12 protein-coding genes are annotated in these 12,044 nt (G+C 69.9%); 7 read left to right on the top strand and 5 right to left on the bottom strand.

Annotated features, from left to right (window positions below; translation table 11 throughout):
* The first annotated feature begins 2 nt into the window (after nt 1–2).
* A complete protein-coding gene (locus AB0M01_RS14905) occupies nt 3–893 on the top strand; it encodes an ABC transporter ATP-binding protein (RefSeq protein WP_363669511.1) in 891 nt (296 codons plus the stop codon).
* Here AB0M01_RS14905 and AB0M01_RS14900 read toward each other — a convergent pair whose 3' ends face one another.
* The 3 genes from AB0M01_RS14900 to AB0M01_RS14890 all read right to left on the bottom strand — a co-directional run bounded on the left by AB0M01_RS14900 (nt 894) and on the right by AB0M01_RS14890 (nt 2,986).
* Complete coding sequence (locus AB0M01_RS14900) at nt 894–1,508, bottom strand: hypothetical protein (protein ID WP_363669509.1); 615 nt, start codon at nt 1,506–1,508, stop codon at nt 894–896.
* 104 nt (nt 1,509–1,612) lie between these two features.
* Complete coding sequence (locus AB0M01_RS14895; RefSeq protein ID WP_344182671.1) at nt 1,613–1,984, bottom strand: FKBP-type peptidyl-prolyl cis-trans isomerase; 372 nt, start codon at nt 1,982–1,984, stop codon at nt 1,613–1,615.
* A gap of 126 nt (nt 1,985–2,110) precedes the next feature.
* Nucleotides 2,111–2,986 carry an alpha/beta hydrolase gene (locus AB0M01_RS14890; RefSeq protein WP_363669507.1) on the bottom strand — a complete coding sequence of 292 codons (876 nt, stop codon included), beginning with the start codon at nt 2,984–2,986 and terminating at the stop codon, nt 2,111–2,113.
* Nucleotides 2,987–3,062: 76 nt separating this feature from the next.
* On the opposite strand from AB0M01_RS14890, the gene AB0M01_RS14885 reads away from it, so the two are divergent.
* Nucleotides 3,063–3,770 (top strand): hypothetical protein, encoded by a 708-nt coding sequence (locus AB0M01_RS14885; RefSeq protein ID WP_363669506.1) that lies wholly within the window; start codon nt 3,063–3,065, stop codon nt 3,768–3,770.
* A 14-nt stretch (nt 3,771–3,784) separates the two neighbouring features.
* The gene (locus tag AB0M01_RS14880; protein ID WP_363669504.1) at nt 3,785–5,974 is read left to right on the top strand and encodes a DEAD/DEAH box helicase; all 2,190 of its coding nucleotides are present in this window, start codon (nt 3,785–3,787) and stop codon (nt 5,972–5,974) included.
* 3 nt (nt 5,975–5,977) lie between these two features.
* Here AB0M01_RS14880 and AB0M01_RS14875 read toward each other — a convergent pair whose 3' ends face one another.
* Together AB0M01_RS14875 and AB0M01_RS14870 are read right to left on the bottom strand one after the other, a co-directional pair.
* Nucleotides 5,978–7,387 (bottom strand): ABC transporter substrate-binding protein, encoded by a 1,410-nt coding sequence (locus tag AB0M01_RS14875; RefSeq protein WP_363669502.1) that lies wholly within the window; start codon nt 7,385–7,387, stop codon nt 5,978–5,980.
* 19 nt (nt 7,388–7,406) lie between these two features.
* Nucleotides 7,407–7,532 carry a hypothetical protein gene (locus tag AB0M01_RS14870; protein WP_363669500.1) on the bottom strand — a complete coding sequence of 42 codons (126 nt, stop codon included), beginning with the start codon at nt 7,530–7,532 and terminating at the stop codon, nt 7,407–7,409.
* A gap of 120 nt (nt 7,533–7,652) precedes the next feature.
* Here AB0M01_RS14870 and AB0M01_RS14865 point away from each other — a divergent pair, with 120 nt between their 5' ends.
* The 4 genes from AB0M01_RS14865 to AB0M01_RS14850 are packed head-to-tail and all read left to right on the top strand — an operon-like array spanning nt 7,653 to nt 11,853.
* A complete protein-coding gene (locus tag AB0M01_RS14865; RefSeq protein WP_363669498.1) occupies nt 7,653–8,879 on the top strand; it encodes a DUF2088 domain-containing protein in 1,227 nt (408 codons plus the stop codon).
* Nucleotides 8,876–9,736, top strand: a complete 861-nt coding sequence (locus AB0M01_RS14860; protein ID WP_363669496.1) for a hypothetical protein — start codon at nt 8,876–8,878, stop codon at nt 9,734–9,736. The genes AB0M01_RS14865 and AB0M01_RS14860 overlap by 4 nt, the downstream gene beginning before the upstream one ends.
* The gene (locus AB0M01_RS14855; protein ID WP_363669494.1) at nt 9,736–11,106 is read left to right on the top strand and encodes an FAD-linked oxidase C-terminal domain-containing protein; all 1,371 of its coding nucleotides are present in this window, start codon (nt 9,736–9,738) and stop codon (nt 11,104–11,106) included. Before AB0M01_RS14860 ends, AB0M01_RS14855 begins: the two co-directional genes overlap by 1 nt.
* A 51-nt stretch (nt 11,107–11,157) precedes the next feature.
* On the top strand, nt 11,158–11,853 hold the full coding sequence (locus tag AB0M01_RS14850; protein WP_363669492.1) for a methyltransferase domain-containing protein: 696 nt from the start codon (nt 11,158–11,160) through the stop codon (nt 11,851–11,853).
* Nucleotides 11,854–12,044: the final 191 nt, after the last annotated feature.

Raw genomic sequence — 12,044 nt, 5'->3', positions numbered from 1 at the left:
AGATGGAGAACTCTGTGGAGCACTCGCTGTCCGCTGACGGCCTGGCCGTCGGGTACGACCAGCGCGAGATCATCCACGACCTGTCGGTGCGGATCCCGACCGGCAAGATCACGGTGATCGTCGGGGCGAACGCGTGCGGCAAGTCGACGCTGCTGAAGACGCTGGCCCGGCTGCTGAAGCCGTCCCGGGGCGCGGTGATGCTGGACGGCAAGAGCATCCAGCAGGTGCCGACCCGCGAGGTCGCGACCAAGCTCGGGCTGCTGCCGCAGTCGCCGACCGCGCCGGAGGGGATCACGGTCGCCGACCTGATCGGCCGCGGCCGGTACCCGCACCAGGGCTGGATCCGGCAGTGGACCAAGGCCGACGACGAGGCGGTCGCCGCCGCGATGGTGTCGACCGACGTGCTGGAGATCGCGGACCGGCCGATCGACGAGCTGTCCGGCGGTCAGCGGCAGCGGGTCTGGATCGCGATGGCGCTGGCCCAGGAGACCGGCATCCTGCTGCTCGACGAGCCGACCACGTTCCTCGACCTGACCCACCAGTTCGAGGTGCTCGACCTGCTGGTCGACCTGAACAAGCGCGACGAGCGGACCATCGTGCTCGTGCTGCACGACCTGAACCAGGCCTGCCGGTTCGGCGACCACCTGATCGCGATGAAGGACGGCGCGATCGTCTGCGAGGGCGACCCGCGCGAGGTGATCACCGAGCAGACCGTCGAGGACGTGTTCGGGCTGGCGGTGAAGATCATCCCCGACCCGGTCGCCGGTACGCCGATGGTGGTGCCGGTCGGCCGGCACACCGCGCCGGCCGCCGTACAGGACACGAATCCGGCGGCCCGGGCGCTGGCCGCGAGCGCGCTGGCCAACGGGATCTGCCGGCCGACGGACAAGTAGTCAGCTCTTGCGGGCCTGGAACACGATCAGTCCGGCCAGCAGAGCGCCCAAAGTACCGAGCGCCATGTCGCCGAGCGTGTCCGTGTACGCCGTCTGCAGCTCGGTCGAGTGCCGGATGAAGGCGTAGTACTCGCCGACCTCCCACACCACCGCGGCGGTCGCGCCGAAGCCGAGCGCGACGAACGCGGTCAGCCCACGCGACAGTGGACGCGGCGCGAACGCGAGCAGGACGCCGGCGGTGAGGAAGCCCCAGAGCACGAAGTGCATCGCGTCGTCCCACCACGGGACGGTGTCGAACAGGTTCAGCCGGTTGCCGATCAGGTCGATCAGCCAGGGCAGCGTCATCAGCAGGTCGGCGGTCCACGGGAAGTTCCGGTGCAGCTTCGACCGGGTGCGCCCGTAGGCCCACCACCACAGCGGCAGCACCATCGCGCCGACCGGGTAGACGATCAGGCGGGCGGTCGACGCCTTGCCCTTGATACCGCTCAGGTCCGGCCAGATCAGGGCCGTCAGCAACAGCAGGAACAGGACCGCCTTGGCGGCCAGGGCGGCGTACCGGATCCAGCCGGCGGTCCGTGCGGTGGCCTGGACTGCGGGAGCAACCATCGTCGTCATACCTCCCAGTCAAACCGGCCGGGCGGCGCCGCGGATGAGTGGAACTACGCGAAAGCCCCCGGATGCGTCGATTGTGACGCACCCGGGGGCTGAACTGCGGTAGGTCAGCTGACGCTGATCAGGTCCACCACGAAGATCAGGGTCTCGCCGGGCTTGATCGCGTTGCCCGCGCCGCGGTCGCCGTAGCCCAGGTGCGGCGGGATGACCAGCTTGCGGCGGCCGCCCACCTTCATCCCCTGGACGCCGGTGTCCCAGCCCTGGATGACCTGGCCGACGCCGAGCTGGAAGGCCAGCGGCGCGCCCCGGTTGTACGACGCGTCGAACTCCTCGCCGGTGGAGTGGGCCACGCCCACGTAGTGCACGTTGACGCGGGAACCGGCCTTGGCCTCGTCGCCGTCGCCCTCGGTGATGTCGGTGATCTCCAGATCCGCCGGCGGCGGGCCGTCCGGAAAGTCGATCTCAGGCTTGTCAGTCATGCCACCAGCTAAGCAGATCGGCGGACGTGCACCACCCACCAACCCCGAGTTGGCCGCTTTCCGGAGCCGTCGCCACGCCTGGCCGGGCGTGGCGACGGAGGGTTAGTGGGTGGTGGGCGTCCGCCCTCAGGCGTCCAGGGTCTCGCGGAGCTTGCCGGCGAACGCCTCGGGCTGGCCGGCCATACCGCCGCCGTACTCGTCGCCGAGGAAGCCGCCGTGGTTGCTCGGGAACACCACCGGGGTCAGCCCGAGTCGCGCGGCGATCGCCTCGCCGCCGCGGCGGGCCAGTTGCGTGCCCGACTCCTCACCGACCGCGACAACCAACCGGTCGGTTGCCTGGGACAGCGCGCCCTCGTCCGGCCGGTACGACGTACAGCCGCGCAGGTTCTGCTGGAGCAGCGCGTCGTCGCGGTTGCCGTCGTCCTCGCTCGGCAGCCCGAACATCGCCGGGTCCGGCGCGGGCTGCTTGACGTAGTCCGCGGTGAACTCGCCCTCGTGGCTGGTGATCGCGATGAACTTGGCCATCGCCGGGCCCATGCCGTCGCGGTGGTAGGTCTCGTAGATGTCCTCGGTCGCGGCCAGCGCGTACTCGGAGTCGGAGATCAGCGCGGCCAGCGGGGGCTCGTGCGCGACTACGCGGTTGATCAGGTCAGGGCGCTTGGCCAGCAAGGCGATCGCGTTGACGGCGCCGCCGCTGCTCGCGAACAGGTCGACCGGGCCCGCGTCGAGCTTCTCGATCAGCGCGACGAGGTCGCCGGCGTGGTCCTCCGGCGACAGCTCCCCGCTCCCGTCGGTGCGCTGACTGCGCTCCACGCCGCGCGGGTCGTAGGTGACCACGGTCCGGTCCGCGAAGTGCGACGCCAACGTCGGGAACCCGCTCGCGCCCATCGGCGACCCGATCAGCAGCAGCACCGGCCGCGCACGGTCGGCGAGGTCGCCGCGGACGTCGTACGTCAGGACGGCCCCGGGCACGTCGAGGGTGTGGCTGACAGCTTCCGGCATCTCAGCTCCTTGGGATCGGACTTTTCTGGACCCTAATCCCGGGCGGGGTTCGTGAACAGGATTACTGTCGGTGTCCATGCGGAAGATGTTCGCGGTGCTGCTCGTGCTCGTCCTCGGTGCCGGGGTTCAGCCCGCGCAGGCTGCCACCGCGGAGAACTACGGTCAGTACTCACTCATGTTCGAACGCTCCGCGGGCCAGTACTGGGCCGGCGGTACGGCGGCCGGCCAGTGGGCGTGGACACCGCTGTCCGCCGACGCGGCCGACATCTCGTGGGGCGACCCGAAGGCCTGGCCGCCGAAGTCCGCCGAGCACTTCGTCCGCGACGGCGACTGGGTGCTGCTCGAGGGCTACAACGACGGCGCCGGGCGGCCGTTGACCCAGATCCAGCGGGTCACGTCCGAGTCGGTGGGAAGCGCGACCTGCTCGGCGATGAAGCCGCTGCCCTCGGCCGGCGGGCGCCAGCACTACGTGAGGTGGACGATCCCCGCGGCCGGCTACTGCCTCGACGCCAAGGGAACGATCAAACCGCCGAACGGTTCGACCACCGTCAACTTCCGCCACCTGCAGAAATGGCTCCCGCCGCACCCGTGCTCGAACCCGTCGTTCACCGGCCAGACCTGCATCACCCAGGTCGAGCAGTGGTGGGACGACAACAACCACCCGTACTCGCTGCAGCTGTCCCGAACGCTGGAGCTGGCCCGCGGCCTCGGCATGGCGTTCACCAACCGCACCACCGTCCCCGTCACGTGGAACGCCGACGCTCGGTACTACTGGCACTACTGAGTCAGACTGGGACCGTGAGCGAGCAGGGGGAGGCGCCGGACCTCGACCGGCTGCGGTCGATCGCGGGCAGGCCCGCGCGGCGGCTGATCCAGCGGCTCTCGGCGCTGCAGGCTGCGGCCGAGGAGCTGGTCGAGAGACCTGCGGTACTGCGGGCGCAGGCGCGGGACCAGCTGCGGTCGCTGACCCGGCGGCAGGTGCAGAACGAGCTGGACGGGCTCGCCGTGTCGTCGCTGCAGGAGGTGGTGGGCGCGCGGTTCGTCGGCGTACTGGAGGAGGCTCGGTACGCGACGATCGGGCGGCTGGTCGGGGTTTCGGACGAGGAGCTCGTCGCGCTGCCGGGGATCGGAGCGAAGACCGCGTCGAAGATCAGCGACGCGGTGCGGACGGTTGTCGATCAGGTGGCGCAGTCAGCGCGGTTCCGTTTCGACCCGGACCGGCCGACCGAGCAGCAGCGGGAACTGTTGGCGACGTTGGCCGCCGTACGGCGTGCTGATGCTGCCGCGGCGGAGCTGATCGGGCCGGCGCGGGAGATGGCCGACACGGCGCGGACGCTGCTGGAGGCCGCGGCGCCTGCGCGCGGGCGGGTGCGGTTGTGGTTCGCCGGGCGGGAGCGGCGGCGGGCGGCGCTGGACGCGCTGGGGCAGCTGGAGGTGATCGACGGGCATCCGCGGACCGCTTGGCTGGAAGGGGAGCTGGCGCGACACGCAGTTGTTGCTGAGGACAACGACCTGTGGGGCGAGTACGCCGCGGACGCGGCGTCGTACAACGCGATCCTGTCGACGGTCGGTGAGGTCGCGGTCGAGGGCGAGGCCGCGCAGGGGTTCATCCCGGAGGAGCTGCGGCAGCGGATCACCGCCGTACCGCTGGACACGTCGCTGGTGCGGTCGACGCTGCGCGGGTACCAGGTGTTCGGGGCGCAGTACCTGATCCACCAGGAGCGGTCGATCCTCGGCGACGAGATGGGGCTCGGGAAGACCATCCAGGCGCTCGCCGCGGCGGCGCACCTGGCGGCGCGGGGGCAGCAACGGTTCCTGGTTGTGTGCCCGGCGAGCGTACAGATCAACTGGCTGAACGAGATCGAGAAGCACACCCGCCTGCAGGCGCACAGCCTGCACGGCGCGCACCGCGAGGGCGCCGCCCGGCGGTGGTTACGCGACGGCGGCGTCGCGGTCACGACGTTCGGGACGCTCGGCAGCCTGTCCCTGCTCGACGAGCACGAGACCGCGCTGCTGATCGTCGACGAGGCGCACTACGTGAAGAACCCGTCCACCGCCCGATCCCGCGAGGTCGCCGAGGCCTCCGCGCTGGCCCAGCGCGTCGTCTTCCTGACCGGTACGCCGATGGAGAACCGCGTCGAGGAGTTCCGCACGCTGGTCGGCTACCTCCAGCCCGCCACCGCGAAGCGGCTCAAGGCAACAGACGCCGTCGCCGGCGCCGAGCGTTTCCGCCGGGCCGTCGCGCCGGTCTACCTGCGCCGCAACCAGGAGGACGTCCTCACCGAGCTGCCGGAGAAGATCGAGATCGACGACTGGGTCCTCCTCGAGGACCAGCGCCCGTACGTCGACGCCGTCCGCTCCGGCAACCTGATGAAGATGCGCCAGGCAACCTTCCCGGCCAAGACCGACCGCATCGCCGAAATCATCGAGGAGGCCCGCGAAGACGGCCACAAAGTCATCATCTTCTCCTTTTTCCTCAATGTTCTGGCCGAGCTCGAACGATCCTGCTCTCCGGTGGGCATCATCCAGGGCTCCCTCCCACCCGCCCAGCGCCAGCACCTCATCGACACCTTCACCGCCACCCTCGGCCACGCCGTCCTGCTCAGCCAGATCGACGCCGGCGGCGTAGGCCTCAACGTCCAAGCCGCCTCGGTGGTCGTCATCACCGAACCCCAGTGGAAACCCAGCACCGAGGACCAGGCCATCGCCCGAGCCCACCGGATGGGCCAGATCCGCACCGTCCAGGTCCACCGCCTGCTGGCCAAGGACACCGTCGACGAACGCCTCCGCGACCTCCAAGCCCACAAACGCGACCTCTTCGACGAGTACGCCCGCCAGTCCGAAGCCAAATCCCTCGACCCCCGAGCCACCGACACCACCCACCACAACGCCCTCCAGGACCAGATCGTCCAGGCAGAACAGGACCGCCTGGGCCTCACCCCGGAAATGCCGAAGCGGCCGGCCCCCGAGGGACCGGCCGCTTCGTGAGGGTTACTTCTTGACCGTCTTGTTGTACTGGTCGATCTGGGGCTTGATGCTGTCGGCGGCGGCCTTCATGGCCTGGGCCGGGTCGGTGCCGAGGACTGCCTTTTCCAGGCCGTCCTCGGAGGCCTTGCGGGCCTGGGGCATGACGCCGAGGATGCAGCCGGACGACGGGTTGCTCGGCTTGGTGTTGTGGAGCTGGGTGATGGCGGTGGTGAACTGCGGGTACTGGGCGACCCACGCCTTGTCCTCGGGGAGGTCGAGGGCCTTGGAGTTGATCGGGAAGTAGCCGGTGCCGGTGTGCCAGGCGGCCTGCTGCTCGGGGGTGGAGGCGAACTTCACGAACTCCCAGGAGGCGCGCTTCTCGGCGTCGGAGTGGCCGGGGCCGTCGACCCACAGGGAGGCGCCGCCGATGATCGGGCCGCCGGTGCTGTCGGCGGACAGCTTCGGGAACGGCGCGGTCATCACGGTGAACTTGCCCTTGGCGGCGTCCAGGTAGCCGCGCAGCGAGCCGGTGGACTCCAGGTGCATCGCCGACGTGCCGGACTTGAAGACGGCCTGGGCGTCGTCGGTCTTCTTGCCGGTGTTCGGCATCAGGCCCTGCTTGACCATCTGCTGGTACCAGGTCGCCACCTTCACGCCCTGCTCGTCGGCGAAGTTCACCTGGGTCGCGAGGTCCTTGCGGCCGTTCTCGTTGTCGCAGTACGTCGTACCGGACTGCGCGATCAGCTGCTCGACGAACCAGCCGTAGATCGCCGCGTTGAAGCCGTACTGGACCGTCTTGCCGCCCTGCTTGACGGTCAGCTTCTTCGCCGCCGCCATGATCTCGTCCAGGTTGGCCGGCGGCTTGGCCGGGTCCAGGCCGGCCTTCACGAAGGCTTCCTTGTTGATGTACAGCAGCGGCATCGACGTGTTGAACGGCATCGAGTTCAGCTTGCCGTCGATCGAGTAGTAGTTCGCGATGTTCGGCTCGATAGAGTCCAGCGTGTAGCCGTCCTTGTCGGCGAACGACTGGATCGGCACGGTCTGCTTGGAGTCGATCATGAACCGCGAGCCGATGTCGTAGATCTGCACGACCGACGGCGTGTTGCCCTGCTGGACCGACGTCTTGTACTTCGTGATCGTCTCGTCGTAGTCGCCCTGGTAGACGGCCTGGACCTCGATCTTGCCGCTGTTCTTGGCGTTGAACGCCTTCACCAGCTTGTCGACGGCCTCACCGTTGGCACCCTTCATGCCGTGCCAGAACGTCACCTTGGTGACACCGGTGGCGCTGTCCAGCGCGCTCGCGTCGGGCGCGTCCTGCCCGCCGGCGGAGTCGCCGTCACCGGAGTCGCTGCCGCCGCAGCCGGCCGCCACGAGGGCGAGCACCGCCAGCAAGGACACCGTGGTCGCAGTACGCCGGGAAAGGACTGATCGCATGCTCATACCTCTCGTCGAACTAACGGATCGCGCCCGCGGTCAGCCCGCGGACGATGAAGCGCTGGCCGAAGATCACGATGGCCAGGGTGGGCAGGATGGACAAGGTGACGCCGGCCAGGATCAGGCCCGGGTCGGCGCCGCGCACGCGGCTTCGCCAGGCACGCGGGACGCGGCCGACGGCCCGGGCTCCTGGGGCCCGTTCGACGCCATCCGGGGGCTACGGCCTGACGGCGTTCTCCCTCAGGTCACCCCGATCCGGCGGCTCATGCCCGATCTTCCCCTCGAGACCGACCCGTACGGCGCCGCGCGGGCCGCACTCGAGAACCTCCCCCGGGAGATCCGCCCGGGGGAGCGGATCGCCGTCACCGCCGGCAGTCGCGGGATCCGCGATCTCGTGCCGGTGGTGAAGGCCGCGGTGGACTGGCTGCGGGCCGCGGGCGCCGAGCCGTTCGTCGTACCGGCGATGGGGTCGCACGGCGGCGCGACGGCCGACGGGCAGCGCGAGATGCTGGCCGGGCTCGGCGTCACCCCGGAGTCGGTTGGATGCCCGGTCGAGGCGACCATGGAGACCGTTGTCGTCGGCAAGCTCGACGACGGCACCCCCGTCCACCACGACGCGATCGCCGCCGCGGCCGACGGCGTACTGCTGGTCAACCGCGTCAAACCACACACCGACTTCCACGGCCCCGTCGAGAGCGGCCTCGCGAAGATCCTCGCGATCGGGCTCGGCAACCACCGCGGCGCGGCCTCGTTGCACGCGGGTGGCATTCCGTCCCTGGGCGGTGCGATCGAGGCCGCCGCCCGCACTGTGGTTGCCGAAGGCAAGATCATCGGCGGCCTGGCGATCCTCGAGAACGCCGTCGACAAGACCGCCGCCGTCGAGTTCGTCCCCGCCGACGGCATCGGTGCCGCCGCCGAGAACGCTCTCCTGCAACGTGCCGGCAGCCTGATGGGCCGGCTCCCGTTCGACGAGCTCGACGTCCTGATCGTCGACGAGATGGGCAAGGACAAGTCCGGTACCGGCATGGACACCAACGTGATCGGCCGCTGCTGGGTGCACGGGATCCCGGAGTTCGACCTGCCGGAGATCGCCGCGATCACCGTGCACAGCCTGTCCGAAGCGTCGCACGGCAACGCCTCCGGGCTCGGCCTCGCGGACGTGATCCCGGCCCGGATGCTGGAGCAGATCGACCTCCATGCGAGCTACGTGAACGCCCTGACCTCCGGCGCAGGCGGAGCACGCAGATCGCGGCTCCCGATGGTGCTGGAGGATGACGCGGCCGCCGTACTGGCCGCGGCGACGATGAGCGGCCGGCGCGACTGGTCCGAGCTGCGGCTGGCCCGTATCTGGGACACGTTGTCGCCGCACGAGCTGCTGGTGTCGCCCGCGCTGCTGGTCGAGGCGGGCGACAGGTTCGACCTGGAGATCACCGGAACAGCGCGGGACCTGACCGACGCGTCGGGCTCGCTCGGGAGCTGGGGAGAGGTATGAGGCTGCAGGAAGCACGCGCGTTGCTGACCGAGCGGGGGTTCGGCGCGGCCGGCGACTCGGACAAGCGGTTCGGCGACGGTACGCCGTACAAGATCGAGATCCCGAGCTGCGAGGGACCGGCGGTGATGCGGGCCGTGCTCGACGAGGCGGCGGCCCGGAACGTGAAGGTCGACCGGATCTCGCAGGGCAGCGGTGTGATGATGCTGACCGACGACGAGATCTCCGAGATGGTCAAGCTCGGCGCCGCCGAGGACGTCGAGGTGTGCCTGTTCCTCGGGCCGCGCGGCGCCTGGGACATCGGCGGCCAGGCGAAGGTCTCGGCCGCCGTCGGTGGTGTTGCCCGAGGCAACGAGATGGTTGCCGCGTCGCTGTGTGACGCCTACCGGGCGGTCGATCTCGGGGTGCGCAGCCTGCTGGTCGGCGACGTCGGCGTACTGGAGCTGATCGGCGCGCTGAAGCAGGAGGGTTCGTTGCCCTCCGACCTGGTGCTGAAGACGTCGGTGCTGATGCCGTTGCCGAACGCACCGACCGCCGCGCTCTACGAGCGGTTCGGGGCGACCAGCCTGAACGTCTCGACCGACCTTCCGGTCCCGGTGCTGGCCGAGATCCGCTCGGTGACGTCGGTCCCGATCGACATGTACATCGAGGTCCCGGACGACCAGGGCGGCCATGTACGGTTCTACGACGTACCGGACGTGGTCCGGGTCGCGGCACCGGTCTACCTGAAGATGGGGCTGCGGAACGCGCCGAACATCTACCCGGTCGGCGCGCATCTGGCCGCGACCGCGGAGGCGCTCGGCCGGGAACGGGTCCGCCGGGCTCAACTGATCTTGCGGCTGCTGGAGGAGCAGGGTTGATGGACAAGCTGGTCGAGCGGCTCACCTCGGTGCTGGGGTCGGGAGCGGTGGTCACCGATCCCGACGTCCTGGAGACGCACCGGCAGGACACTGCCACGTTCTGTACGGCGGGCGTGCCGCTGGTGCTGGTCCGGCCCGCGTCGACGGCCGAGGTGCAGGAGGTGGTGCGCGCGGCCGGCGAGTACGGCGTACCGATCGTGACGCAGGGCGCGCGGACCGGCTTGTCCGGCGCCGCGAACGCGATCGACGGCTGCATCCTGCTGTCGACCGCGCGGATGAACAAGGTGCTCGAGGTCTCCGCCGAGGACCAGGTCGCGGTCGTCCAGCCGGGCGTGGTGAACGCCGAGCTGTCCCGCGCGGTGCTGGAGAAGGGGCTGTTCTACCCGCCGGACCCGTCGTCGTGGGAGATGTCGACGGTCGGCGGCAACATCGCGACCAACGCGGGCGGGCTGTGCTGCGTGAAGTACGGCGTGACCGGCGATTTCGTCCGCGGGCTGGAGGTCGTGCTCGCGTCCGGTGAGGTGGTCCGGACGGGTCGGCGTACGGTGAAGGGCGTTGCGGGTTACGACCTGACGCACGTGATCGTCGGCTCCGAGGGCACGCTCGGGATCGTCACCGAGGCGACGCTCGCGCTGCGGCCCGCGCCGGAGGCCGCGCTGACCGCGGCCGCGACGTTCCTGTCGATCGAGGAGGGCGTCGCCGCGGCGGCCGCGGTGATGGCGTCGGGGCTGCGGCCCTCGCTGCTGGAGTTCATCGACGGGATCACCGCGCGGGCGATCCAGGACTACCGCGACATGGGGCTCCCGGCGAACGTCGAGGCGTTGCTGCTGGCGCAGTCCGACCGGGGACCGCGCGCGGCCGAGGACGTCGCCGCGATCGCCGAGATCTGCACCGCGCACGGCGCGGTCGACGTCGCGGTCGCCTCGGACGCCGATGAGTCCGAGATGCTGCTCGAGGCCCGCCGGCTGGTGCACTTCGCGAACGAGAAGCGCGGCACGACGCTGATCGACGACGTCGCCGTCCCGCGCTCGCGGCTGGTCGAGCTGCTGCACGGGATCGATGCCATCAGCAAGCAGTACGACGTACTGATCGCGTGTCCCGGGCACATCGGTGACGGCAACATGCACCCGACGGTAGTCTTCGACCAGGCTGATCCGGCGGCACGTGCTCGTGCGCTGGAGGCCTTCGGTGCGGTGATGGAGCTCGGTCTGTCGCTGGGCGGCACGATCACCGGCGAGCACGGCGTCGGCAAGCTGAAGCGCGAGTGGCTGGCCCAGGAGCTCGGCCCGGTCGGCCTCCAGCTCCAGCGCGACGTGAAGGCGGCGTTCGACCCGCGGGGGTTGCTGAACCCGGACAAGCTCTTTCTCTGACGGCGAACGGCGCCCTGGGAGAGTCTCGGGGCGCCGGTCCGTTGAGCGAGCATGACGACTTCTGCGCGGTACGACGAGGTAGCCGACTACTACGCCACCGGCTGGAGCGACGACCTCAGCGATCCCACCACTGCAACACTGCTCGACCAGCTGGGGCCGGTCGCGGGCCGCGAGGTACTCGAAATCGCTTGCGGCCACGGACGGGTGTCCCGCGGGCTCGCTCGGCTGGGTGCGTCTGTTACCGGCGTCGATCTGTCGTCGGCGATGCTCGCCAAGGCGGCCGAGGCTCGGGAGCCGTTGGGGATCACCTATCTGCAGGCTGACGTGGCCTCGCCCGACCTGCTGGCCGGCCGGACCTTCGACTCCGTGGTGTGCAGCTTCGGCCTGTCGGACATCGACGACCTCGACGGCACCCTCGCGACGGTCCACCGCCTGCTCCGCCCCGGCGGCGTCTTCGCCTTCAGCATCCTGCACCCGTGCTTCCCCGGTGTCGAAGGCGTCTCGGGCGCCTGGCAGGGCTCGTACTACGACGAGCGCTGGTGGCAGGCCGACGGCTCCCTGTCGACGCTCCGCCAACAGGTCGGCGCCAACCACCGCACACTCTCGACGTACTTCAACGCCCTCCGCAGGCACGGTTTCCTCGTCGACGCTCTGGAGGAGCCGCAGCCGGAGATCCCCGCCGACTCCCCGCGCGCCGCGATGACGTCGTACCCGGTCTTCCTCGTCGCCCGCTGCCTGCGCGCCTGAGTCTCCCTGCCCGGAGTCGAACCGGGGACCCGGCCTTCGGAGGGCCAGGCGTGCATCCGTCACCAGAGAGAGTCGACACCCACCACTGATCAACCTGCCCCTGTACGGTCGCCGCACGCTCAGCGAGCGTGGGGGGGCGGGGGGGTTTGGGATTAAACACGGCTGTAAAAAAAACAACTCAAAAAGCAAAT

The organism is Kribbella sp. NPDC051770 (assembly GCF_040681455.1).
GTDB lineage: Bacteria > Actinomycetota > Actinomycetes > Propionibacteriales > Kribbellaceae > Kribbella.
Note: the sequence above shows the minus strand (reverse complement) of the source record. Positions and strands in the feature narration are given on the sequence as shown.